27 protein-coding genes are annotated in these 24,789 nt (G+C 52.7%); 7 read left to right on the plus strand and 20 right to left on the minus strand.

The window, feature by feature from the left end; translation table 11 throughout:
- Positions 1-23: 23 nt before the first annotated feature.
- Positions 24-1,448, minus strand: a complete 1,425-nt coding sequence (sbcB, locus tag FDX09_RS20000; RefSeq protein ID WP_137347753.1) for an exodeoxyribonuclease I — start codon at positions 1,446-1,448, stop codon at positions 24-26.
- A 392-nt stretch (positions 1,449-1,840) separates the two neighbouring features.
- On the opposite strand from sbcB, the gene phsA reads away from it, so the two are divergent.
- The 7 genes from phsA to FDX09_RS20035 all read left to right on the plus strand — a co-directional run bounded on the left by phsA (position 1,841) and on the right by FDX09_RS20035 (position 9,094).
- Positions 1,841-4,114: a thiosulfate reductase PhsA gene (gene phsA / locus FDX09_RS20005; RefSeq protein WP_137347754.1), complete on the plus strand. Its 2,274-nt coding sequence runs from the start codon at positions 1,841-1,843 to the stop codon at positions 4,112-4,114.
- A gap of 14 nt (positions 4,115-4,128) precedes the next feature.
- On the plus strand, positions 4,129-4,707 hold the full coding sequence (gene phsB / locus FDX09_RS20010) for a thiosulfate reductase electron transport protein PhsB (protein WP_121529227.1): 579 nt from the start codon (positions 4,129-4,131) through the stop codon (positions 4,705-4,707).
- Positions 4,704-5,471, plus strand: coding sequence for a thiosulfate reductase cytochrome B subunit (phsC, locus tag FDX09_RS20015; RefSeq protein WP_085047964.1), 768 nt, complete (start codon positions 4,704-4,706; stop codon positions 5,469-5,471). Before phsB ends, phsC begins: the two co-directional genes overlap by 4 nt.
- 139 nt (positions 5,472-5,610) lie before the next feature.
- Positions 5,611-6,783: a serine-type D-Ala-D-Ala carboxypeptidase DacD gene (gene dacD / locus FDX09_RS20020; protein WP_137347755.1), complete on the plus strand. Its 1,173-nt coding sequence runs from the start codon at positions 5,611-5,613 to the stop codon at positions 6,781-6,783.
- 124 nt (positions 6,784-6,907) lie between these two features.
- Complete coding sequence (gene sbmC / locus FDX09_RS20025) at positions 6,908-7,375, plus strand: DNA gyrase inhibitor SbmC (RefSeq protein ID WP_137347756.1); 468 nt, start codon at positions 6,908-6,910, stop codon at positions 7,373-7,375.
- Between the two features lie 86 nt (positions 7,376-7,461).
- Positions 7,462-8,520: an FUSC family protein gene (locus FDX09_RS20030; protein WP_038641701.1), complete on the plus strand. Its 1,059-nt coding sequence runs from the start codon at positions 7,462-7,464 to the stop codon at positions 8,518-8,520.
- A gap of 238 nt (positions 8,521-8,758) precedes the next feature.
- Positions 8,759-9,094 carry a DUF496 family protein gene (locus tag FDX09_RS20035; RefSeq protein WP_032939582.1) on the plus strand — a complete coding sequence of 112 codons (336 nt, stop codon included), beginning with the start codon at positions 8,759-8,761 and terminating at the stop codon, positions 9,092-9,094.
- A 44-nt stretch (positions 9,095-9,138) separates the two neighbouring features.
- On the opposite strand, the gene FDX09_RS20040 is transcribed toward FDX09_RS20035, so the two are convergent.
- The 19 genes from FDX09_RS20040 to pduC form a co-directional block, all read right to left on the minus strand.
- Positions 9,139-10,005, minus strand: coding sequence for an L-threonine kinase (locus FDX09_RS20040; RefSeq protein ID WP_137347757.1), 867 nt, complete (start codon positions 10,003-10,005; stop codon positions 9,139-9,141).
- 92 nt (positions 10,006-10,097) lie between these two features.
- Positions 10,098-11,312, minus strand: a complete 1,215-nt coding sequence (locus FDX09_RS20045) for an acetate/propionate family kinase (protein WP_137347758.1) — start codon at positions 11,310-11,312, stop codon at positions 10,098-10,100.
- Positions 11,297-11,749, minus strand: a complete 453-nt coding sequence (gene pduV / locus FDX09_RS20050) for a EutP/PduV family microcompartment system protein (RefSeq protein ID WP_061381983.1) — start codon at positions 11,747-11,749, stop codon at positions 11,297-11,299. The genes FDX09_RS20045 and pduV overlap by 16 nt, the downstream gene beginning before the upstream one ends.
- A 4-nt stretch (positions 11,750-11,753) precedes the next feature.
- Positions 11,754-12,104 carry a propanediol utilization microcompartment protein PduU gene (pduU, locus tag FDX09_RS20055; RefSeq protein WP_032939586.1) on the minus strand — a complete coding sequence of 117 codons (351 nt, stop codon included), beginning with the start codon at positions 12,102-12,104 and terminating at the stop codon, positions 11,754-11,756.
- Positions 12,104-12,658 carry a propanediol utilization microcompartment protein PduT gene (pduT, locus tag FDX09_RS20060; protein ID WP_003030201.1) on the minus strand — a complete coding sequence of 185 codons (555 nt, stop codon included), beginning with the start codon at positions 12,656-12,658 and terminating at the stop codon, positions 12,104-12,106. Before pduT ends, pduU begins: the two co-directional genes overlap by 1 nt.
- 2 nt (positions 12,659-12,660) lie before the next feature.
- Positions 12,661-14,016 (minus strand): cobalamin reductase PduS, encoded by a 1,356-nt coding sequence (pduS, locus tag FDX09_RS20065; RefSeq protein WP_137347759.1) that lies wholly within the window; start codon positions 14,014-14,016, stop codon positions 12,661-12,663.
- Positions 14,013-15,125, minus strand: coding sequence for a 1-propanol dehydrogenase PduQ (locus FDX09_RS20070; protein ID WP_121529221.1), 1,113 nt, complete (start codon positions 15,123-15,125; stop codon positions 14,013-14,015). Before FDX09_RS20070 ends, pduS begins: the two co-directional genes overlap by 4 nt.
- 10 nt (positions 15,126-15,135) lie before the next feature.
- Positions 15,136-16,521, minus strand: a complete 1,386-nt coding sequence (gene pduP / locus FDX09_RS20075) for a CoA-acylating propionaldehyde dehydrogenase PduP (protein ID WP_121529220.1) — start codon at positions 16,519-16,521, stop codon at positions 15,136-15,138.
- A complete protein-coding gene (gene pduO / locus FDX09_RS20080) occupies positions 16,518-17,525 on the minus strand; it encodes a two-domain cob(I)yrinic acid a,c-diamide adenosyltransferase PduO (protein WP_137347760.1) in 1,008 nt (335 codons plus the stop codon). Before pduO ends, pduP begins: the two co-directional genes overlap by 4 nt.
- Positions 17,526-17,533: 8 nt before the next feature.
- Positions 17,534-17,809 (minus strand): EutN/CcmL family microcompartment protein, encoded by a 276-nt coding sequence (locus FDX09_RS20085; RefSeq protein WP_042307565.1) that lies wholly within the window; start codon positions 17,807-17,809, stop codon positions 17,534-17,536.
- A 3-nt stretch (positions 17,810-17,812) separates the two neighbouring features.
- A complete protein-coding gene (pduM, locus tag FDX09_RS20090) occupies positions 17,813-18,304 on the minus strand; it encodes a microcompartment protein PduM (protein WP_137347761.1) in 492 nt (163 codons plus the stop codon).
- Positions 18,301-18,933, minus strand: coding sequence for a phosphate propanoyltransferase (locus FDX09_RS20095; RefSeq protein ID WP_137347762.1), 633 nt, complete (start codon positions 18,931-18,933; stop codon positions 18,301-18,303). Before FDX09_RS20095 ends, pduM begins: the two co-directional genes overlap by 4 nt.
- Complete coding sequence (locus FDX09_RS20100) at positions 18,933-19,397, minus strand: BMC domain-containing protein (RefSeq protein ID WP_137347763.1); 465 nt, start codon at positions 19,395-19,397, stop codon at positions 18,933-18,935. The genes FDX09_RS20095 and FDX09_RS20100 overlap by 1 nt, the downstream gene beginning before the upstream one ends.
- A gap of 24 nt (positions 19,398-19,421) precedes the next feature.
- Complete coding sequence (gene pduJ, locus FDX09_RS20105; RefSeq protein ID WP_001057752.1) at positions 19,422-19,697, minus strand: propanediol utilization microcompartment protein PduJ; 276 nt, start codon at positions 19,695-19,697, stop codon at positions 19,422-19,424.
- A 19-nt stretch (positions 19,698-19,716) separates the two neighbouring features.
- The gene (locus FDX09_RS20110; RefSeq protein WP_038641675.1) at positions 19,717-20,067 is read right to left on the minus strand and encodes a glycerol dehydratase reactivase beta/small subunit family protein; all 351 of its coding nucleotides are present in this window, start codon (positions 20,065-20,067) and stop codon (positions 19,717-19,719) included.
- Positions 20,057-21,889: a diol dehydratase reactivase subunit alpha gene (locus FDX09_RS20115; RefSeq protein ID WP_137347764.1), complete on the minus strand. Its 1,833-nt coding sequence runs from the start codon at positions 21,887-21,889 to the stop codon at positions 20,057-20,059. The genes FDX09_RS20110 and FDX09_RS20115 overlap by 11 nt, the downstream gene beginning before the upstream one ends.
- A gap of 15 nt (positions 21,890-21,904) precedes the next feature.
- On the minus strand, positions 21,905-22,423 hold the full coding sequence (pduE, locus tag FDX09_RS20120) for a propanediol dehydratase small subunit PduE (RefSeq protein WP_016153529.1): 519 nt from the start codon (positions 22,421-22,423) through the stop codon (positions 21,905-21,907).
- A 14-nt stretch (positions 22,424-22,437) separates the two neighbouring features.
- Positions 22,438-23,112 carry a propanediol dehydratase medium subunit PduD gene (gene pduD, locus FDX09_RS20125; RefSeq protein WP_137347765.1) on the minus strand — a complete coding sequence of 225 codons (675 nt, stop codon included), beginning with the start codon at positions 23,110-23,112 and terminating at the stop codon, positions 22,438-22,440.
- 10 nt (positions 23,113-23,122) lie between these two features.
- Complete coding sequence (gene pduC, locus FDX09_RS20130; RefSeq protein ID WP_038641668.1) at positions 23,123-24,787, minus strand: propanediol dehydratase large subunit PduC; 1,665 nt, start codon at positions 24,785-24,787, stop codon at positions 23,123-23,125.
- Between the last annotated feature and the right edge of the window lie 2 nt (positions 24,788-24,789).

The following is a 24,789-nucleotide window of genomic DNA, read 5'->3' on the forward strand; positions in this document are numbered from 1 at the left end:
CTCCGTTTTTTTATACGTGGGATTTAGACAATCTCTTGCGCATATTGCCAGAGTGCTTTCAGCAGCGTCAGCTTCTCTTTGTTATCCGCATAATGCTGACTCAGCATCTGTAATTCATTGGCGTAATTTTGCAAAAACTCCGGCGTGAATACCTGACGACGATGGTCCAGCCAGCGCTGTTGTTCGGCTTCATCCAGCGTTCCGGGGAAGTTACGCGCGCGGTAGTTAAACAGCAGCTTTTCAATGCGTTTATCGACAAAGGTGATATCCAGCGCCGGTAAATTGCGCGGTTCGGTTTCCAGAACGATTTTCATCGCAGCGCGGTCGGCATCGCTGAAAAAGCCGTTGTATAGCTGGGCATCTACGTTATCCGATGGCGCAAAGGGTTCCGCCTCGGCAAAGATAGCCACGACTTTGTCGCGCACCTGGGGGTTTTCGCGCAGAATTTTGAGATTATCCAGACAATGCTGGCGGTTAATACCGAGACGATCGGCATCTTCCGGGCGCAGGGTATTCGCCTGTGCCAGTACCGGACATTTGTTGATGTGCACCAGTTTAACCGGCACTGCGGGGTTATCTCCCAGATCTGCCTTAGCGGTATAGAGCCGCTCACGCAGCGCGTCGCTGTCCAGTTCGAGCAGCGGTGAAATATCACCGGCCAGATCGACCATGATAACCGCGTTGCGATTTTCCGGATGCCAGGCCATTGGCGCCACCCAACTGGTGTTACCGCGCCATGCGCCGAACATGCCCGAGACATGGACCAGCGGCTTCATCTGCGGCACATCAATTAGCGCCGCCAGTTTGTGCTTATTACGATGGCTATAGAGATACTCAAACAGACGAGGCTGGCGTGACTTGACTAATTGCGCCATCGCAATCGTGGCATACACATCGGCCATTGCATCGTGGGCATTGGCATGCTCAATCCCATTCGCTTTGGTCAAATGTTCCAGGCGGAAGCTGGGCAAGCCATCGTCGTTTTCCGGCCAGTTAATACCTTCAGGACGAAGGGCATAGCAGGCACGCATTACATCCAGCAGATCCCAGCGCGAATTATCGTTCTGCCAGCTCCAGGCATAGGGATCATAGAAATTGCGATACAGGATATTTCGCGTCACTTCATCATCGAAGCGCACGTTGTTATAGCCCAGAATACAGGTTTTCGGTACGGTAAACAGGGCGTGAATACGCGCAGCAAAAGCAGCTTCATTTTCTCCCTTTTCACGTGCTTCTTGCGGGGTGATGCCGGTAATCAGCACCGCCTCGGGCTGTGGCAGATAATCATCTGCGGGTTTGCAATAAAAGACTTCAGGTTCACCGATAATGTTGAAATCATTATCTGTGCGGATAGCCGCAAATTGCGCGGGTCTGTCCAGCGCCGGATGGGTACCAAAAGTCTCGTAATCGTGGAAGAGAAAACCAGGTTGCTGCTTGCCGTCATTCATTGTTCAGTTATGTCCGGGATCAATTTAGCGCTTATCCAAGAATACCAAAAAATAGCGAGGTAATCAGCAAGAGGATTATCGATGCGGAATGGCTTACGCAAGAAATTTGCGCTGAACACGGCTTTGAACGAATGATTAATTATTTTCTTACCGTTAAAGGAAATTACTGGAATAAACTTTCTTAAAATCCCACCTTGGGAAGTAAGTTAATTGATAACCATTATTGTTATTTCATTTTCTGTTTTCTGGATGTTTTAAAAGTCTTTTAAAAACAACGATCTTATATTTCTATTAATGCGCTTGTATGCATTGTAATAAAATGTGAGTGAGGTTAAAAATTAATAATATAAACTCCATATAATAATTGGATATATCTAATAACAGGAGGTTATATGAGCATAAGTCGGCGTAATTTTTTACGAGGGGTGGGTATAGGTTGCTCAGCCTGTGCGATAGGCAGTTTTCCACCAGGCGCACTGGCGCGGAATTCTCCCGAGCACATAAAAGGGAAAACATCCCTGACGCCAAGTTTGTGCGAAATGTGTTCTTTTCGCTGCCCAATTCAGGCTCAGGTAATTAATAATAAGACGGTTTTTATTCAAGGAAACCCTAATGCGCCTCAGCAGGGGACGCGTGTCTGCGCGCGCGGAGGCAGCGGTGTTAGCCTGGTCAACGACCCGCATCGTATTGTTAAACCGATGAAACGCACAGGACCTCGCGGGAGCGGTGAGTGGCAGGTAATTAGCTGGCAGCAGGCATATAAAGAAATTGCCGAAAAAATGACGGCAATAAAAGCGCAGCATGGTCCTGAGGGGGTCGTATTCTCTTCCAAGTCCGGTTCGCTTTCCGGCCATTTATTTCACCTCGCGACGGCTTTTGGATCGCCGAACACGTTTACTCACGCCTCGACATGCCCCGCCGGAAAAGCGATTGCCGCTAAAGTTATGATGGGTGGCGATTTAGCCATGGATATCGTCAATACCCGTTATATGGTCTCTTTTGGCCATAACCTCTATGAAGGCATTGAGGTTGCCGACACCCATGAACTGATGACCGCGCAGGAAAAGGGCGCGAAGATGGTCAGCTTTGATCCCCGTTTATCCGTCTTCTCCAGCAAAGCGGATGAATGGCATGCGCTTAAGCCTGGCGGCGACTTACCGGTGCTGATGGCCATGTGTCACGTCATGATCAAAGAAAATCTGTATGACGCAGACTTTGTTACACGCTACACCACAGGGTTTGACCAACTGGCTGAGGCGGTCCAGGAGACCACGCCGGAATGGGCGCAAAAGCTCGCTGATGTGCCTGCCGATGTGATTATCCGGGTCACCCGCGAAATGGCCGCCTGCGCCCCTCACGCCATTGTCAGTCCGGGTCATCGTGCGACGTTTTCGCAAGAAGAAATTGATATGCGGCGCATGATTTTCACCCTCAATGTGTTACTTGGAAATATTGAGCGTGAGGGTGGGTTGTATCAGAAAAAAGCGGCGGCAACGTACAATAAGCTGGCCGGAGAGAAAGTCGCTCCCGTGCTGGCAAAACCCGATGCCAAATTACCCAAGCCAACGGCGCAGCGTATCGATCTGGTGGCCCCGCAGTTCAAGTACATCACGGCCGGCGGCGGCGTAGTGCAAAGCATTATTGATGCCGTCTTAAAGCAAACGCCGTATCCGGTGAAGGGATGGATCATGTCCCGACACAACCCTTTCCAGACCGTGACCTGTCGACCAGACCTGGTCAAGACCGTTGAACAGCTCGACCTGGTGGTCAGTTGCGATGTCTATTTAAGCGAAAGCGCGGCGTATGCCGATTATCTTTTGCCTGAATGTACTTACCTTGAACGCGATGAAGAAGTTTCTGATATGTCTGGGCTCAATCCAGCCTATGCCCTGCGTCAGCAGGTGGTTGAGCCTATCGGTGACGCGCGTCCGAGCTGGCAAATCTGGAAAGAACTGGCTGTTCAGTTAGGCCTTGGGCAATTCTACCCATGGCAGGATATGCAAACGCGCCAGCTGTACCAGCTTAATGGCGATCATGCGTTATCTGCTGAGCTGCGTCAGAAAGGGTATCGCGAGTGGGGCGTTCCGCTATTGCTGCGCGAACCCGAAGCGGTGCGTCAGTTTGTGGCACGCTATCCGGGCGCGGTAGCGGTTGATAGCGACGGCACTTATGGTGAGCAGCTGCGTTTTAAATCCCCGTCAGGAAAAATCGAACTCTACTCTGCCGAGCTGGAAACACTCCTGCCAGGCTACGGTGTTCCTCGCGCCCGCAATTTTGCGCTCAAAGGCGACAATGAGCTCTATTTTATTCAGGGGAAAGTGGCGGTTCATACCAATGGCGCAACGCAATATGTGCCACTGCTGAGTGAGCTGATGTGGGACAACGCGGTGTGGATCCACCCGCAAACGGCCCGTGAAAAAGGCATCAAAAGCGGCGATGACATCTGGCTGGAAAATGCAACCGGTAAGGAAAAAGGCAAAGCGTTGGTCACCGCCGGTATTCGACCCGATACGCTATTCGTCTATATGGGATTTGGCGCCAAGGCAGGAGCCAAAACAGCCGCGACGACGCACGGTATTCATTGCGGTAATTTGCTTCCGCATGTCACCAGTCCGGTGTCAGGTACGGTAGTCCACACCGCTGGCGTTACGCTTCGTCGGGCATGAGAAAGGAGTACATCATGAATCAATCAACAAACCCTTATGTCATGCTGCATGACGAAAAACGCTGCATTGGTTGTCAGGCGTGTACGGTTGCCTGCAAGGTACTGAATGACGTGCCTGAAGGTTTTAGCCGCTTACAGGTGCAGATTCGTTCACCGGAACATGAACCCGAGGCGCTTTCCCATTTCCAGTTTGTTCGTGTTTCTTGCCAGCATTGTGAAGATGCGCCGTGCGTCAGCGTTTGTCCAACCGGTGCATCATTCCGCGATGAAAACGGCATTGTGCAGGTGGATAAGTCCCGCTGTATTGGCTGTGACTACTGCGTCGCTGCTTGTCCGTTCCATGTGCGCTACCTCAATCCACAAACGGGAATCGCAGACAAATGTAATTTCTGCGCGGATACCCGTCTGGATGTTGAACAGTCGCCCGCCTGCGTTTCCGTTTGTCCGACGGATGCGTTGAAGTTTGGTCGTCGCGATGACCCGGAAATCCAGCACTGGATCAATCAAAAAGAGGTTTATCGCCAGCGGGATACGCGTAGTGGCCCGGTGAGTGTTTATCGGCGTAAAGAGATCCATCAGGAGGGTAAAGTATGAATTCTATCTGGGGAGCGGAACTTAACTATGCGCCGGACTACTGGCCGCTGTGGCTCATTTATGCGGGCGTTATTGTTGTGCTAATGATTGCGGGCCTGGTCACGCACGCGCTGTTACGTCGGATGCTGGCGCCAAAAACGGTAACCGGAGAGGAGCACCGGGAGTACCTCTATTCGCTGGCTGTTCGCCGTTGGCACTGGGGAAATGCGCTGCTCTTTATTCTGCTTTTGCTGAGCGGCCTGTTTGGCCACTTCTCTGTCGGACCGGTAGCGTTGATGGTGCAGGTACATACCTGGTGCGGCTTCGCATTGCTGGCCTTCTGGATTGGCTTTGTGTTAATAAACGCAACCAGCGGCAACGGCTGCCATTATCGCGTGAAGTTAAACGGGTTGATATCACGCTGCCTGCTGCAAACGCGTTTTTATCTGTATGGCATCATGAAAGGCGAGCCGCACCCGTTTGCCGCAACGGCAAAGGATAAATTTAACCCACTGCAACAACTGGCCTACCTGGCCATTATGTACGCGCTGGTTCCGCTGTTGATCATCACCGGGTTGTTATGCCTCTACCCGCAGGTGTCAGGGGCGGGGCCGATAATGCTGGTGCTGCATATGGCGCTAGCGATTGTCGGCTTACTGTTCATCTGCGCCCATATTTACCTGTGCACGCTGGGCGACACGCCAGGGCAAATTTTCCGCAGTATGATCGACGGCTACCATCGCCATCGCAGCCATCACGCAGAGACTGCGCCACGCAAAGGATAATTTCGCGCGCGGTTTGTCGCTGACAGCCTTGTATGACAGCAAGAAAATGTGCCTTATGTCACATTTTCTTGCAATTTATTCAAGTTTGTTCGACAGAACTTCCGTAAAAAGAACGGCTATTTATCCCTTTTCTGAGGACATGCTGTTGAAACGCCGTTTGTTTATTGCCGCTTCACTATTCACGATGAGTTTTACGTCCGCCTGGGCGACCGATGCCGCCAACTTCGCCCCACAGCCGCCTGCGATAAATGCCGGGGCGTGGGTATTAATGGATTACACCACGGGCCAAATTCTGACAGCCGGTAATGAACACCAGCAACGTAACCCCGCCAGTCTGACCAAGCTGATGACCGGCTATGTTGTTGATCGCGCAATCGACAGTAAGCGCATTAGTCCAACCGATATTGTCACCGTTGGGCGCGATGCCTGGGCGAAAGACAATCCGGTATTCGTCGGTTCATCCCTGATGTTCCTGAAACAAGGCGATCGTGTTTCGGTGCGCGACCTCAGCCGCGGGCTAATTGTTGATTCAGGTAATGATGCCTGCGTGGCGCTGGCTGATTACATCGCCGGGGGACAACCGCAGTTTGTCGCGATGATGAACAACTATGCGCAAAAGTTGAACCTGCAGGACACCCATTTTGAAACGGTCCATGGTCTGGATGCGCCAGGTCAGCATAGCTCTGCTTACGATCTGGCCGTATTGTCGAGGGCTATCATCCATGGTGAACCGGATTTCTACCATATGTACAGTGAGAAAAGCCTTACCTGGAACGGAATCACGCAGCAAAACCGTAATGGCCTGTTGTGGGATAAAACCATGAACGTTGATGGTCTGAAGACAGGGCATACGTCCGGGGCCGGGTTCAACCTGATCGCTTCCGCCGTTGATGGACAACGTCGACTGATTGCGGTTGTGATGGGGGCGGAGAGTGCGAAAGGCCGTGAAGACCAGGCGCGTAAGCTGCTGCAATGGGGGCAACAAAACTTCGATACGGTGCAGGTTTTGCGTAGCGGTAAGCAGGTCGGTACTGAACGGATCTGGTATGGCGACAAAGAAAAAATCAGCCTGGGCACCGAGCAGGATTTCTGGATGGCCCTGCCTAAAGCGGAAGTGGCTAACATTAAAGCAAAATATGTCCTTGATAAGAAAGAACTGGTTGCACCAATCGCGGCACATCAGCGTGTGGGTGAAATTGAACTCTACGATCGGGATAAGCTGGTGGCGCACTGGCCTCTGGTTACGCTGGAGTCCGTCAGCGAAGGTGGCGTTTTCTCGCGTCTGAGCGATTATTTCCACCACAAGGCGTAGTTATTTCCTGGAATGCCTGACTGGCAAGAGTGCGAATATGCTCACATAATAATCACTATTTACTTGTGGCCGTAATACCTAAAAATTGCACTGTATATACATACAGTGTAATCACGGAGGTTATATGGAGTACGAGATTAAACAGGTCGATAAACGCAGGCTTGCCGGTTTTCACATGGTTGGTCCGTGGGAACAAACGGTAAAGCAAGGTTTTGAGCAGTTAATGAAGTGGGTCGACGGGAAGCAAATTGTTCCGCTGGAATGGATAGCCGTTTATTACGACAATCCTGACGTTGTCCCGGCGGAGAAACTGCGTTGCGATACCGTGGTATCTGTGCCTGAAGATTTTGCGATCCCGGAAAACAGCGAAGGGGTGATCCTGACCGAAGTGGCGGGTGGCGACTATGCTGTTGCCGTTGCGCGTGTAGAAAATCATGACTTTGCGACGCCGTGGTACCAGTTTTTTGACTGCCTGATGCAAGATACGACTTTCGAAATAGCTACTAAACCCTGCTTTGAAGTGTACATGAACAATGGCATCGAGGATGGCTACTGGGACATTGAAATGTACATACCGGTGCAGTCGAAGTAACTGTTTTTGATGCAAATCAGGATGATATTTTCAGGCAAAAAACGAGTACAATTTTGTTCTTTGCTATTCGCTGACGGAGTGCATGAGTGCGTGCCAATAAGTCACTGAGCCCTTTTGAAATTCGTTTGTATCGTCATTATCGTGTAGTGCACGGTATTCGCATTGCGCTTGCGTTTATTCTCACTTTTCTGTTGGTACGCCTGTTAAACATTCCTGAAGGTACATGGCCTCTGATCACGCTGGTGGTGATCATGGGGCCTATTTCTTTTTGGGGGAACGTTGTTCCCAGAGCTTTTGAACGTATTGGCGGCACGATCCTGGGATCGGTGCTTGGGCTGGTGGCCCTGCGTCTGGAGCTTTTTTCGCTTCCGCTGATGCTGATATGGTGTGCGGTGGCGATGTTTCTCTGCGGTTGGCTGGCATTGGGCAAAAAACCGTATCAGGCGCTGTTGATTGGTATTACGCTTGCCGTTGTAGTGGGTGCTCCCGCTGGGGATATGAATACGGCGTTATGGCGTGGCGGCGACGTTATTCTTGGATCGTTGCTGGCGATGCTGTTTACCGGCGTGTGGCCACAACGGGCATTTATACACTGGCGTATTCAACTGGCGCATTGCGTCACGGGGTACAATCGGGTGTACCAGGCGGCGCTCTCCCCCAATCTGCTTGAACAACCGCGACTGGAGAAGCATTTACAACAGCTGTTGAGCGAGGTTGTCAAAATGCGCGGGCTCATCGTCCCTGCCAGTAAAGAAACGCATATTCAAAAATCCATTTTTGAAGCTATTCAGACGGTTAATCGTAACCTCGTCTGCATGCTCGAGTTGCAAATCAATGCGCTCTGGGCCAGCCGTACCAGTCACTTTGTTATGTTGAATGCGCATACTTTGCGTGAAACCCAGCTCAGGACGCAGCAGGCGCTACTGACAATAACGCATGCATTGTATGAAGGTAATCCGCAGCCAGTACTTGCCAATACGGAGAAGCTCAATGATACCGTGGTGGAGCTGCGTCAGCTTATCGCTGAGCATAAGGGCGATAATGTCGCGGAAACGCCTATTCACGGCTACGTTTGGTTGAATATGGAGATGGCGCGACAGCTGGAGTTACTTTCTCATTTAATCTGTCGCGCGCTGCGCAAATAAAGAGCAGATGAGGGGATTGGTTCTACTGCTGCTTCGATTCAGCAACGATTAGAGGTATGATACTGAAAAAGGCTAAAACCATTGGTAACTGCAATGGCTTTACCCTCGATAATTCAGGTTTTAACCATGCATTGTCGATGCAGATGCAACTTGAAGTATGGCGGGCATGAAAGTAATGTTGACCCACTTTAGCCGTTGTTTAAACGAATCCGAATCTCACATTATCAGGGGTGTAAAAATGGAAACTACCAAGCCTTCTTTCCAGGACGTGCTGGAATTTGTTCGTCTGTTCCGTCGTAAAAACAAACTGCAACGTGAAATCCAGGACGTTGAGAAAAAGATCCGTGACAACCAGAAACGTGTCCTGCTGTTGGACAACCTGAGCGACTACATCAAGCCTGGCATGAGCGTGGAAGCGATTCAGGGCATTATCGCTAGCATGAAAAGCGATTACGAAGATCGCGTTGATGATTACATCATCAAAAATGCTGAGATCTCAAAAGAGCGCCGCGATATTTCTAAGAAGCTGAAAGCCATGGGTGAACTGAAAAACGGCGAAGCGAAAGCTGAGTAACGATTTATGCTTGTCCGGGTCGCTGCTGTGCGGCGACCTTTCCCTTATTGCAGTTCAACTCCGCCTGCGACCATTCGCAATAAATGCTGTTCTGGCCAGTGAACCGTCAGTTTTTTCTGTGTCAGCATCCATTTTATGTAATCCACATCATGACGCGTTCTGTCCAGCATCAGGCCGACAACGCTGCCACTGTGCGCAACGTTAACGCCGTATAAATCACATTCCTCTACCAGCGCTAATAGTGAATCAAAATCTGGTTTCGGTAACAGCAACTGGCTGGCGGTTGCGCTTAGCGTGGCAGCTTCGCCCATTCGGTAAGGATTTTGGCTGATACAAGCTTCCTGTACCTTTTCCCATGCTCGTTTGAGGGCCGGAGCACCTGCCTGTAACCCGGAATGACGCGGAATACGGTGATAATCAGCAGTGCGCAATGTTTCCGGGCTTTCGAGAACCAGCAGATCGAGTTGAGGCTGGGCTTCGCAGGCAATTTGCGTGGAGGCGTCGTTATGATCGAAAAGGGTAAGCTTACGAAAAACGGTGCTGTCGGTAGGCTCCAGCGAAACGCAAAGTTGCGCCAGCGTAGATTCATCCAGGTGATGGCCCAGGTGATGTGCCGTGGCGACAGCAGTGGCGGCAATATCTGCAGTGCTGCTGGCCATTCCTTTAGCGATAGGAATAGTTGACTGGACATCAATTCGGATATCCTGACTCATCTGCGGCGGGTATTGCCAGTGCTGCAATAGCCGATTAACCATCGCCCGTGAAAGTGGACGTTCCTCTGCCAGCGGTGAGCCTGAAGTGACCTCAACGGTGCTATACCATTCGACCGGGCAGGAGACTAATTTCTCACTGCCCAGAATCCAGCCCTGGATAAGTTCTCCGCATGATGCGGGACATTGCGCAATAGCCACGTATTCACCTTTGTGATCAGCAATCCTCGGCGCATAGTGTCATGGCGATCGCGCTATTACCATGATTTGCCGCAATTTGCAGTGCGGCAGGATTAAGCTGGAATGCCCAACGTCACAGTTTCCGCTATCGCTAAACGCATAACGTCCTGCGCTATCATCAGCTCTTCGTTGGTATTGATCACCGCCACTTTGACCAGCGAATTTTCTGTCTGAATAAAGGTGGCGTTTCGCTGATTTTTTTCTTCATCGACGGCCAGTCCCAGGAAATTCAGATTGTGACAAATTGCGCCGCGCGCCCGCGCTGAGTTTTCGCCTATGCCTCCGGTAAACACCAGCGCATCCAGACCGCCCATCTGCATAATATAGCTACCAATGGTGGCGCGAATTCGCTCGGCAAAAAGCGTCAACGCCAGCGCAGCCTGATGATTGCCCGTATCTGCGGCATGTTCAACGTCGCGATAGTCAGGTGAGATCCCAGAAACGCCGAGTAAGCCGGATTCATTGTTGAGCAATTGGTTGAGCTGCTGCGGTGTCTTGCCTTCGCGCAGGGCAATCCACGGCAAAATAGACGGATCAATATCGCCACTTCGCGTGCCCATCATCACGCCAGACTGTGGCGTAAACCCCATAGAGGTATTAACTGATTGACCACCTTTGATGGCGCAGATGCTGCTGCCGTTGCCAAGATGACAACAAACGACGCGCAGGGCGCTGAGGGGCACCCCTAACTTTTCAGCAAGCTGGGCGCTGACATATTTGTGGCTGGTGCCATGAAATCCGTAACGACGAATACCCAGCTCTGAATAGTAACGCCAGGGCAGGGGATAAATGAAAGAAGGCTCGTCAAGCGTCTGATGAAAAGCGGTGTCAAAAACCGCCACGGCCGGCGTTTCGGGTAATAGCTGGCGAAATACTGCAATTCCCAACGCATTTACCGGGTTATGTAGCGGGGCCAGTTCCGCAAGGCGATCAATTTCCGCCAGCGTTTCATCGGTTACCAGTGCGGAATCTTTAAAAGATTCCCCGCCGTGTGCGACGCGATGCCCCACGCCGTCGATCTCCTGCAGACTGCTGATAATATTGTGGTTGAGCAGTTTTTCCAGGAGCAGCGTCACTGCTTCACGGTGATCGGCTACGGGCAATGTTTCCTGCCATTTTTGCGCAGGCGTTTTAAGGGTGACCTGCGCATCAGACATACCGATACGCTCGATCAACCCCTGACAAATCATTTCACCTTGTGGCATCGCCAGAAGCTGAAACTTGAGCGAGGAACTCCCCGCATTAATGGCCATTATTTTGTGAGACATGAAAGTTCCTTTGCATTCAGAAAAATGAACATCTCATCGACACCTGTATTTTCCAGCGCACTGGTGACAAACACTTTTTGCGCGCCAGCCTCGACTAACCAGCTCTCAACGAGGGAAATGCGCTGCGGATTGGCTAAATCGGCTTTAGTGACGAGGCCAATGACGGGTCGGTTCATTGGGCCTGTGAAACCGGGAGAAAATGGCGACCACGGCGCGTCAGCATTGAGGACCAGCGCGATGATGTCTGCTTCACAGGAGCTGGCCAGCAGCGCACTATACAGACAGCGGTTTTCAAGATATTCGCCCGGTGTATCTATCGCTGTGGGCGACCAGACTATGGCCTGGGTCTTCTGATAGTGAAGCGCTTCTCCCCGCATGCATTGTGTGAGCGACGTTTTTCCGCACTGGCTGGGTCCGATTAGCATGATGCGTTTCATGAGATTACGTCCGGGTGATGGGGCAAGCGGTAAAACGCATCATTTCGCCCAGCGTTCGGGTTACCTGTTTCAGCGCGTACTCAACGGCGGAGACGTCGCCCGTCAGTACCACTGCGCCGGTAAATCGGTCGAGAAAACCAATCTCTACCGCCCCGGATTTCGTGGCGATATCGCAGGCGATAATTGAGGCTTCGCTGGGGGTAATCGTCAAAATCCCGATTGCGGATACTGAATCCTGTAACCCCAGCTTCTTGAACAAATCTTTTCCGGGATTGGCGATAAGATGCGCCAGCGTGACCTGCTTGCCAGGAACATATTCCTGGATCATACGATCCGTGGTGGGCTGTCTTTCCATTATCCCTCCACCATCTGCCGCCACATGCTTTCATGCGGGCGAGGTATAACGGAGCGATAAACCAACAGGCCTTTTTCACCTGCGCTTTCACTGGCAACCGTTACTGCGTTATTCACATCGGATACATCGCCAGCGACAACCATGTAGCATTTGCCGCCAATACCAAATGCCATGTGCACGCGCACCAATGTGACGTTGGAAGCTTTAACAGCGCGATCCGCAGCACAGATACAAGCCGCCACGCTCCATGTTTCAACAATCCCGACGGCCTGACGCTTATCCACGCTATTTAACCCGCTGATTGCCGGGAGTACGCTGGCATGAATATTAGGCAGTACCAGACTGTCGACGAGCATATCGCCAGCAAGAGATGTACCAGTGGCTATCGCCTGTTGTACTGCGCCTACGTCACCACCGAGCATGAGCAGGAATTTTCCCGGGCAGATGGTCTTGCTGACCAGTAAATTCACATTCGCGCTTTTTAACATGGCATCGCCAGCTTCCATTCCTTTGGCAATGCTGGTGAGTTCTAAGATCCCTATAGCCTGAGACATGATTAACCTCTTATTACCGTGATGGATTGCTCAGTGATTTCGCTGACAATACCGTCAATACTGGCGTGGACAGGCGCACCTAATGCGCCCGTCGGCACATCGGCAACGAATTGACCGCGAACAACGCGATCGCCTTGCTGCACACATGGGATGGCGCTGGCGCCAATATGCTGGCGTAGCAACAGCGTCGTTTCATCGGTGGAAAAATCAGTCTCAGCCAGTGGCGCATCGTGATACCAGTCGCTAAGACCCAGTTTGGTGATAAGGCGCTTAACCGGGATCAACCGGTACTTCGCCATTTCATCCTCAGGATTTAGCGGCCCTTCATAACGATGGTTGAGCGCCCGTAGTTCGCGTTTAAGCATACGGTTGATTCGCATCGGCGATATTCCAACCGGACAGGCAACGCTTTCACAGACATTGCATTCTGAACAGGTCAGTGCCGTGAGCAGCAGCTGTGGTGTGGCCGCCTGCTGATAATTAACCGCGCGAACCAGCAGATGTGGTGATAATTCATGGCCGATTAAGTGCCTTGGGCACAAATCCGTACACAAACGGCACTGCTCGCATACGGTTTTTGCGACGGAAAGCACGGTGCGTTCATCCTGCATTCGCCGCTGAATCAGCGCATGAGATTTTGGTAAAACCAGCAACCCACCGGTGGTCTTGCTGACGGGGGTATCCAGGGAGGTAATCAGACCGCCCATCATCGGGCCGCCATTAATAAATCCTGGATCGTCAACGGTTGCGCCTCCCGCCAGCGCCAGCACCTCGCGAAGTGACATCCCGATAGGGACAGTGAGTGTGATGGGTTTGGCTACTGCGCCGTTGACGGTCAACGTACGACGGGTAACGGGATATTGCTGTTCAACCGCTCTGGCGATGTTGAGCACGGTCTGGACGTTATTAACCACCACGCCGACGCTGACCGGCAGTGCGGCAGGTGGGACCCTCCGGCCTGTTGCCATCCAGATGGTCAGCACCTCGTCACCGGCCGGGTAGACATCAGGTAAAATGTGTAACCGGATATCGGCAGGTAGCAGAGGAGCTAACGCATTGATAGCCTTCAGGTATTTTTCTTTGAGCGCAATAATACCGGCACTGGCTCCGGTAGCCGTCATGGCATATTTAACGCCGCGAATAAGTCGACCTGCCTGGGCGCTCATCAATTGCTGGTCAACTTTTAACATCGGTTCACATTCGGCGGCATTCACCAGAAATGTATCGACCTGCGCCTGTAATTTTACGTACGCAGGAAAGCCAGCACCGCCGGCTCCAACAACGCCAGCAGCCCGAACGCGTTCGCGTATCGTCTGCGCATCATAAAGCGTGGACTCTGCCGTCATGGCTGTATTCATAATAATTCCTCAAGCAGTTCCTGCATGGCACTGGCGTCGGCAACACGAGGATTGGTTTGCAGCGTGACATCAGCCAGCGCTGCCTGAACCATCGACGGTATACGCTGTGACCAGTTTTGCTTTCCGTCTTTGAGTGCGTCAACGAAAGAAGGTAACGCACACTGTTTTTTGAGAAGCTCAATGTGATGAATGAGCGCATTCAGCGCAGCCGTATCGTTCGCGTTATCCGGGCATAAATGGCAGGCTTTAGCGAAACGGGCATAGCGCTTCGCGGCCCTGGGGGCGCGGGCATTAAAATGAATAACAGGGGTCAGCAGCAGTGCATTGGCAAGTCCGTGGGGCAGATGAAACTGGCCGCCCAACTGATGGGCAATCGCATGGTTTATACCCAACCCCGCCTGGCTAAATGCCATTCCTGCGAGCGTTGACGCGTTGTGCATTTTCCCCCTGGTTGCCAGACACTCGCCTTTGCTGACGGCGACGGGAAGGTACTGGAAGACGATTTGTGCCGCTTTTTCCGCCAGCGCGTCGGTAAAGTCGCTGGCCTTCGTGGACACGTAAGCCTCCAGCGCATGTGTCAGGACGTCCATGCCGGTATTCGCGGTGATGGCAGGAGGTACGCTGACAACCAGCGTTGGATCGAGGATGGCCATATCCGGGTAAAGCGCATTATCAAACAAGGGATATTTAATGCCTTTATCCGGATCGCTAATCACGCAGGCGCTGGTCACTTCCGAGCCTGTGCCGCTGGTGGTGGGAATAGCAACACAGGTTTCGATTTCAATACCGAACTGTCGGCTGAACCAAACGATGGCTTTCGCGGCATCCAGCGCTGAGCCTCCGCCAAAACCAATGACAACATCCGGTCGCAGGGACTGCATTTGCGCAATCCCTTGCACCACCGTGCTAATGGTTGGGTCGGGGGTAATATCGCTGAAAATGCTGATGCGATTATCCGCAGGAAGCGTGTTGCGCAGCTTTTCAATCACAGGAGAACGCGCCAGAAAACCATCGCAGATAATCCAGATATGCTTATTCGTGAAACGCTTGAGCACATCCAGGCTTCCCTGGCCGCTGAATAATCGAGTTTGCAGTGAAAAGCTTTTCATAACGGCCCCATTAGCGAATAGAAAAACCGTTTGTCAGCACGCAACGACGAGAACGTGCGAAAGTACGTGCCGATGTTGTTCCTTCACCGGTCGGCGTCGCAATTGTGAAAGTGGTAAAGCCTTCACCACCCACGCCAATCCCGGCGTAAGAGGGGCCATTTTTCACAAAAATGGAGGTCTGAAGCGTGCGTGCGGCAAGATTCAAACGCGACACATTCTGTGAATGCATAATGGCGGTGTGATGCAATCCCTCTTCAACTTTCAGAGCCAACGTTAACGCACTGTCAAAATCGCTCACCGTGACGATGGGGAGCATTGGCATTAGCTGCTCGCTGGTAACCCACGGATCGTCAGCCTTGACGATACCTATCAGTAATCGAGGCGCTTTTGCCGGAACAGGTATTCCTGCGGCTTCCAGTAAGGTGGCCGGGCTTTTTCCTACCAGCTTTTTATTGGCCATGCCTTCGGGCAAACAGACTGCCCGCAGTTTGTCTACCTCTTCGCTCGTGAGAAGCAGTGCGCCAAAAGACTGCATTTGTTGAACCAGGCGTTCGGCAACGGCACTAACAACAATCAGGCTCTTCTCAGCAATGCAGGGGAGGTTGTAATCAAAAGATGCGCCGTTGATGATATCTTCCGCCGCCTTAACCAGGTCGGCTGTTTCATCGACAATACAGGGAGGGTTGCCTGCGCCTGCGCCAATGACTTTTTTCCCGCTTTTCATACCCATAGCAACAATACCTGGGCCACCGGTAATCGCCAGAACTGCGATTTTAGGGTGTGCCATCATCTGCTGGGTAGCCTCAAAAGTGGGTTCTGTGACCGTGACGACAAGATTCCGGATCCCGCAGCAGCGGAAAACAATATCCTCAATCATGGCAATCAGTTTCAGTGAGACCACTTTAGCGCCCGGATGCGGGCTAAAATAAACGCTGTTCCCCGCAGCCAGCATACTGATGCTGTTGTTAATTATGGTTTCCGTCGGGTTGGTACTGGGGGCGACGGAGCCAATCACGCCAAACGGTGAATACTCGAATAACACCATGCCGCCATCACCGGTCAGTGCCGTGGTGGTGAGATCTTCGATCCCTGGAGTATTGTCCAGCGCAGCTTTATTCTTGAGGAATTTATCCTCTTTGTTGCCCATTCCTGTTTCAGCTGCGCTCTCAGCGGCCAGGGAAGCAAGATGAGGGGTCAGTTCTTCTCGCAGGGCGTGAATGATGGCACTGCGGGTTTTTAATGGCGATTGCTGGTAACGTAAAAAAGCCTGATGCGCGGCTTCGATAGCTTCACCCACGGACGGAAAAATTCCGTTTCCTTTGGTTTCTGTTTTTGCCGGGGCGAGTTGTTCACTCAAAATGTTACGGATGAGGGTTTCAAGTTCTGAAGTATTCATTGATGTGTTCTCACGTTAATCGCCGCAATGGCCGTTTCTGCAATGTCCATATCCTGTTCAACGCTTCCCCCGCTGATGCCAAGACCCCCAAGGAGTAGACCCTCTCGCCATAATGCGTATCCGCCACCAAAAGTGACGACTTTTCCCTGCATATGGCTTTCCAGACCGTAAAGCGCCGCGCCTGGTTGCACCGCTGACGTTAATTCATGCGTGGCGGTTTTCATCGCCACGGCGGTCCAGGCTTTTTTGGGTGCCAGTTCGCTACTGACGAGCAATGCGTCAGGCATACGCCAGGTCACCGTTTGGGTCCCGTTCGCATCAACAATGCTGATGACTACCGGAACCTGAAGTTCTTCTGCTCTCGTCACCGCAGCGCGAGTCAGTTGATGGAGCTCCTGAAAAGACAGAGACATAGTCGGCTCCTTTGTGGCTGATGTACGGATGGCGGCGAGATAACGCTCAGCCACTTTCTGAATAATGTCGTTTTGATGGGCGTCATGATCTTCTGCCCGTGCGAGCGCATATAAGCAGTCGGACAGACGATTGATGTAACGCATCAGCACATGTCTGACGGCGATATCGGCAGAAAGCTCCACCAGTCGCCTCTCTGCGCGGCGAGCCAGCGTACGGGCAAAATGCAGACGGCTGGCCGCTTCGCTGCGGCCCGGTAAAATAAAGCTGCGCAGCGACGGTACTCTCCCCATCGCGGTATCGATGGCGGTTTCCAGCGCTGCAATTTCTTCTGAACTGATGTAGCGCTGCTCTGGGTTTGGTTGTTCGCTCTCGCTGGCGAGTTCGGCGCTGAACCAAAAAAGCTGCAGTTGAATGTTTTCAAGTAACTGGCGGTGCTGCGGGCTTTTCGCCGCACAAATACACAGGCTAAGCGCCGCATTGAGTTCGTCCAGCGTCCCGTAAGCCTCGACGCGCGGATGCGTTTTGCTTACGCGTTGCCCGGTAAAGAGGGCAGTTGTGCCGGCATCGCCAGTGCGGGTATAAATCGCCATAGTTCCTCCTAACGAGAAAGCGTGTCGACAATGCCGACAATAGCCAGATCGATGGCCTCATTTGGGCCGGAGAAAACGTGCCGGGCACTGGAGCCGCTGCTGAGTAAAACCAGTTCGCCGGTTCCCGCGCCGACAGAATCAACGGCGACTTCGTCCCCGGTCGTCGGGGAGGCTGGCAGCTCTCCGTCAGCACTCACCCGACGTACCAGCAACAGCTTTTTCCCGACCAGGGAGGGGGACTTTTGCGTAGAGACAACAACGCCTGTAACCCGTGCCAGATGCATAGCTCACTCCTGCTTAATTAATTGGACATTTCGCGTACTGACAGTTTCCTGAGCCAGCGCAGTGACGACGCATCGACGGCGTAGCACTAAAACCGCATTGTGCAATTGGGCGACGTCGGCGTAACTGAGAAGTTTGTCAGGATGCAGAACGATGGCTCGCCCCAGTTCGTCACCAAACTCCAGCGGCAGACGCGCGAGTTTTTTCACGGGTACTGCGGGTAACAATTGGTGATGTAGTGAAATTTTCACGCGGACTCCGCATGCCAGCGCTTCGTGGATCGTGACTACCGACATATTGGCAGAGCTGCTTTCGACAATTTGCTCCAGCAGGAGCAGGTCAGCCTGCAAAATGTGCAGTGACGAGTATTGGCAGCATAGTATCCGTGGGTCTATTTCCCGTAACTGCGCGACGCTGAGGGAGATCGTGCTTGCCGCGCGTTTTTTTAATCGGGAAACAACCTCCTCGATAATGCGTTGCAGCAGTTCGTTGTTCATTGTGAAGTCACCAGTGTGGCGAATGCCTGGGGATTATCCGCCCCTGCGGCATTGGCTTCGTCGGTATCAATATGCATCTCAAGGCGCATATCCGGCGAAACGCGTACGGCGACGTTATCGAAAATCAGCCGGCGTTCATCGCCATTAATGGCGACCGAGACTTTATCACCATGGGAAACCCGCAGAATCAGGGCATCGAGCGGCGACATATGGATATGCCGTTGAGCAACGATAACGCCGGATGTTAAGTCCAGTTCAGCAAATGGACTGACAAGGCGAATACCCGGCGTGCCCTGGATATTGCCCGACATACGCAGCGGGGCAGCAATACCTAGCGTACGGGCATCGGTGCGTGAAATTTCAACCTGACTAGCGCTTCGTAGCGGGCCGAGTAAACGCACATTTTTTAACTGTCCTTTAGGTCCAACCAGCGTGACGGTTTGCTCTGCAGCGTATTGTCCGGGCTGCAATAGCCCTTTTTTCTTGCTGATAGGCTGATTGGGAAACAAACGGACGTAATCTTCAGTACAAAGATGAATATGACGATTAGAGATCCCCAGCGGAATAGGGCGCCCGCGCATTTCATCCAGAACTTTGGTGACCGTTGACTTGAGTTGCTGTTTATCCATCACGCTTTACCTCGTTTGCCAGAGTGCAGACAAAGAGATCGAGGCTCACCTTTCTGGCGGGTACAGGCTGGGTCAAGGCACAGATTGCAGCTAATCAACTCCGCATTTTGCGGCGCTTCGGACGCTGTACTGTCCGCCAACATCTCTTCTTGCGGCTCGACATGGATGGGGTCGGGTGTTGGCTCTGGTTCCGGTGTAACGCTATGTGACAGGATTCCGTCCCCTGGTCTGGAAATGACTTTGTGAGCCACCAGCCCATCGCGTTGGTCCGCGAAACTGACACCGGTAGAAATGGCCGCCTGCACGGAGGCCACATCCCCGATTATCTTGATCACCGTCCAGCCTGAACCGTTGGTTTTTTCGAGGCCCACCAGCGTGATGGAGGCGGCTTTCGCCATGACGTCCGCGCAACTGATGGCTAATGCCAGACCACTAACTTCGAGTAATCCCAGTGATTGCTTCACGCTGTGCTCCTTGGTTGCAACGACTTATGCGGATTTAGGTAAAATGGCTTCAACGTCGCTGTGCGGACGCGGGATAACGTGGCAGGATTTCACCTCGCCAACGGCGCTTGCAGCTGCGCTTCCTGCATCTACTGCGGCTTTCACCGCACCGACATCACCACGGACCATAACGGTGATCAGGCCTGAGCCGATTTTTTCGTAACCGACCAACTGCACGTTTGCGGATTTCACCATGGCATCAGCGGCTTCAATAGCGCCGACAAGCCCTTTTGTTTCAACCAGTCCCAGTGCGTTATTCATACTGCTTGTCTCCTGTGGGTTATGAGTGGCATTCCCGGAATGGAATGCCTTTAACCAGCCGCGCAGCGTTATTACCGATGCTGCGACGAGCGTGGTTATCTTGTTGATACATCAGCGTAAAAAGCGGCGCTGACGCGGGTAGATTTTTGTAGTGCACGACCAGTTTTTCGCGACTGCAGCCAATGCCAACCAGCAGCGGCGACTGGCATGCCGCGAGCCATGCGTTGTGGATAACGTCGGCTGAATGGTTCTCCTGAATCACAAACGGGATCCCTTCTTCTTCAATACCCAGCAGCACGTCGTTCCAGGTGTCAGCACAGTCACCGGTGGTGAAGATAACGATAGCGGGCGTGTTGAGATTACTTTCCATGAGCGAACGCCTTGTGCCAGGAGAGAATCAGCCCGGTCGCGACCGCATTGCGCGGACCCTCGGTGCCACGAATGTTGCCGCGCCCGGCAACCAGGCGATAATGCGCCAGCGCATCGGTTACAAGTTGCGGTACTTCGAAATCCAGGGACGAGCCACCAACCAGCACCACAAAGGGAATATCCCGAATGTTCCCGGTCGGACTCACCTGACGTAACGCTCTGAGCGCGTTGGTGACAAAAACGCGCTCCTTGGCGCTGCGGCGAATGGCCCGTACTTTCTCCAGCGCCAGTTCGCCTGGCAGGGGCACCAGCTCATCAGGTTTTACTACGCACACGCGGGCAAAAACCGTTGGCGGAAGAGGCTCAGGGAAGAACTGAACGCTGCCATCTTCGTGGCGAAGATGGAACAAGCTCTCAACTTTCGCCAGCGGGTACTTTTTGATCTCTTCGGCCAGATAACGGTCATCCAGCCCCAGTTCACGGGCAATAATCATCGTGACCATATCGCCCGCACCCGCCAGGTGTGTGGCAATAATTTCGCCTTTCGGGTTGATGATGGAGGCGTCGGTCGATCCCGCACCGAGATCCAGAATAGCCAGTGGTCGCGTCGTACCCGGAGTGGTTAAGGCCCCGAGAATGGCCGCTTCGGCTTCAGCCCCGCCAACCTGGACATCAATGTTGAGCTTTTGCGTGATCTCCTGGGCAATCATTGCCATTTGCAGGCGATCTGATTTCACCATTGAGGCAATACCGACAGCCTGTTCCAGCGAAAACTCACCGGCAAGTCCACCGGTCACGCTGACGGGAACCGAGGTATCAACCGCCAGTAGATCCTGAATAAAGATTTCCTGACTGGGTTTGTTAGTTAATTCAGCCATTGTCTGGCGTACATGTTCCAGCATGCCGCCAATATTGGTCCCCGCTTCGCCGGTAACGTTATCCAGTTTCGGGCACTCGCCAACGGCTTTCATAATCGCGTCAGCGCCTGCTGCAACGTCGACGCGTACGGTACGCCCTTGTGACTGTAGCTCCAGATTCCCGGCGGGAATGGCTCGTGCTTTCACATCGCCTGACGGCGTTTTCACCACCACGGCAGAGCGGTTGCCGATCAGCGCGCGCGCCATCGGGACAATGTTTTTAGTCTCGTCGGCATTGAGACCAAAGACAGTTGCAATCCCGTAGGGGTTAGAAAGCGTTTCAATGACCTTTCCGGGAACCGCGACCTCAATAGCAGCTAACATACCCAATGGGATACGGTCGATATGAAGCACTTCATCCACGATGGGCAGGGGGTGAGTCAGACGATTGCTGACTAACACGCCATCGTCTTGCTGCAAAATTACGCCAGTTAACTGGTATCCGGCGCGTACCGAGGCATTAATCATCGTGGCGACATCGGCGAAATCAAATGCTGATGACACCACCAGAATATAAGGTGTATCCGCCGGACGGCTGAGCAGCTCTTCCGGCGTAATAGTAATGCCAACACCCAGCCCGACACCGCCCGGCGTTTTAGGGTTATGGCCGATCATGGTGGATTCAGTGATGATGGTTTCGGTGATTGTTTCCATCGCCACGTCGCCAATGACCGGAGTGGCTTCGTTAATACGGATGAGCGAAATATCGCTGACATTGATGCCGGCGTTTTTTGCTGCCAGCGTAAGTGCCTCCTGAATGCCAAACACATTACGCAATGTGCCTTTTATCCCGGTGGTTTCTGCCAGGGCGCTGTTGATAATACACAGCGCGCCAGACTCATCCAGGGTAGCCAAAGCGACTTCCGTTGATGAGTTACCTATGTCAATGCCAGCTATATATCGCATGATCCTGTCCCTGAGTTAGTCGTCGCCTTTGAGTTTTTTACGCTCAACATACAGCGCAGCCGCTTCACGAACGAAAGCCGCACAGATCTTTGCCTGATAACGATTTTCGAGATCGTCAGCGATAGCCATCAGCTCATCTTTAGTCGAGCGATACGGGCGTAGCGCGTTGTAGATCTCCAGGATGCGATCGTCAGGTACAGCGGTTAGCTCTGCGGCGCGCTCAAAGTTCATCGCCAGCCTGTCACGCCCGGCATCTTTGGCGATTTCCGCCTGCAGGCGCAGCGTTTCGGGGGTGATGCGCATGTCCTGTGCCGTCACCTTGTTGCTCAGAACATTTTCGAGCGTGAAGTCATCCAGGGTTTTGTTGGTCGCGGTTTTTACCCACTCAGGATGTTTATTCGCAAGAGGGTAATCCGTGACTTTCGCGGTATGTGCTGATGAACTTGCCGCAACCGGAGTTGCGGACTCGCCTTGCAGGCTGTTCATCCGGCTCAGCACATCCCGAACCATCGATTCAATTGCGTCGGTATTCATGGAGTTATCCTTTATCAAAGCGCCACGCGCAGTTCCTGCGGGTTTTTGCCCGTCACGACATATTTGGTCTCTTTAATGTGCAGAATGGCCGATTTCGCCTGGTACTTAGGTCGAGCCATCTGGTCATTCAGAGTAGGGACCGGTTGCGGAGATTCACGCTTGGCATAACGCGCGGCGTTTTTACCGATCTGACGATAGGTTTCCAGCGTCAGAAGCGGCGCCTGAGGGAACAGTTCCAGATTAGAAAGCGGCGGTAATCCCTGTTGGTGGATAACCGTGGTGCCTTTTGACTGGATGCCGATAGAGATCCCGGAACCACTCAGACGGTTGCCTTCCACGGCGACAAACGCGACATCAGAGGATTTAAAGCAGCGGATAACGCGTGCTTTAATGCCTTCCTCTTCAATCCCGGCAATCACTTCGCGCAAGATATTCTTATGCGGGATCCCGACGATATTGACGGTTTGTGAGAGCCCGAACGCTGGACCTACGGCAATAATCACTTCGTCTTGCTGCTGACCTTGTTTAGCTTCGCCAATCTCAGTCAGAAAACTTTCGCCCTGTATCGCTGCGGCCTGCGGCGCGCTTGCCGCTGTCGATGCGTGGAATGAGACGGGTTTGTCGCCGGTCTGCATTTCAGACAGCACGTCTTCAATTATCTGGCGCAGCAGCTTTTCATTAATTTCCATTTTTCACCCCTTAGCCAAGTTCGTTGGGATCAAGTGCGCCAGGGATGTTTTTGATCTCTTCCCAGCGTTCGCCTTGCAGGCGATAACCTGTTGCCGGACCGGCATAGTCATTGACGTCATTTACTGCGGATAGCACCTGTCCGTCGCCAACGATAATGGCGGAGGTATGCAGATAATCCCCGGTTAACTTGGCTTTCTGGATGTTGAGCATGTCCTGCGCAACATCGGTAAACCCGCCCTGAGCAAGCGCTTTTACCACTTCAAGACCGTTGCGATTTTTACTGATGATCTCTTGTGCAAATTTGATGTCTTCAACGATGTTGCGCTCTGGCATATCTTTCGATCCGTGAGCGTAAGTCGCAGCTTCCACTTCTTCATCAGTGATTGGCGGTAATCCCATCCCGGCAAACACAGCCTGCAGCGCGCGGGCCGCTTTGTTACGAATGGCGATAACATCTTCTTCTCGAACCGGACGCAGGCCACCGTCCACTTTCAGGTCGCGCTGGATAACGTTGTAGTCGTCAAAGTCTTCAGCATCTTCGTTGGAACCGGCGAACATGTTGTCGTAGTTCGGCACCGCGGAATAACCGGAAGAGATGAAGTCAGTACCTGGCAGGAACTGCATCAGCAGACGCGCGGTACGACGCATATCCGAGTGGGTAAAGGTCTGGTCGTTGCTGGAGGCGCATTCCAGATCCAGAGAAGAACAGATCAGGTTTTCGGCCAGAACCGCACGAATACCGGACGGCACGGCAGAAGGTACGCCGATGCAGCTTACTGAGCCGTTTTGCAAACCCTGCACGCCAGCGGCTTTGGTGATGTAAATGCAGCGGGCTTCCAGATAAAGCATCGATTTACCTTCGGCATAACCCATCTGAACTTCAGAGCCAGAGCCGGAAGTAAAGCGCATTTTCAGGCCGCGAGAGGCGTAGGAAGAGGCGAGGAAGCCTTTCGACCATGGTGTGTCGTCGCCGTCGGTAAAGACGGGTTCTGTACCATAGACGGAGATAGTTTCCGCGTAGCATGTGTGGCCCAGCATGCCGAGCTTAAGTTCGGTTGCTTCTTCCAGAGAGCACTGAGTTAACACGCCAGGGCGTCCAACCTGTGAACCGACTAACAAGGCAATGGCGTTAAATGGCGCGTAGCGTGCGACGGCAACGGTCGTTTCCTGTTCGTCAAATCCGCGCCATGCGCCTTCTGCGGCGTCAGCGGCAATCTGTACCGGGTTATCTTTGACGTTAGTGACGTGCGCCTGTTGAGACGGAGTTCGACGAGCACGCATTTTCTGCATGGCCATCATCATCTCGACGACGTTCATATGGGACACCACTTCGACAATTTTTGCTGGTGTCATGGCGGTGGTCAGCGGCACGATATCTTTGCGCTTCACGTTAGGGTCGCAAAGCATATTGGCCAGTTTGACCGAGTCCATTGCCATGACTTCTTCAGCGCGCGCCAGGTTAATGCCGTAGCGGGCAATGAAATGGTCAATTAAGTCAAATTCACTGGCGGATTTGCCGTCCAGTTCAGTCACAGTACCGTTGACGATTTTAATCGATGGTTTAGGGTCGTTCGGGCTTTCCATCGCAATGAAGCCTTCTTCGATCCACTCCTTAACGAAACCATCCTGATTCACAGGGCGTTTCGCCAGTGCTTCAAATCTTTTCGATCTCATGA

This window comes from Citrobacter sp. wls717 (genome assembly GCF_005280955.1).
GTDB classification, from domain to species: Bacteria; Pseudomonadota; Gammaproteobacteria; order Enterobacterales; family Enterobacteriaceae; genus Citrobacter; species Citrobacter werkmanii.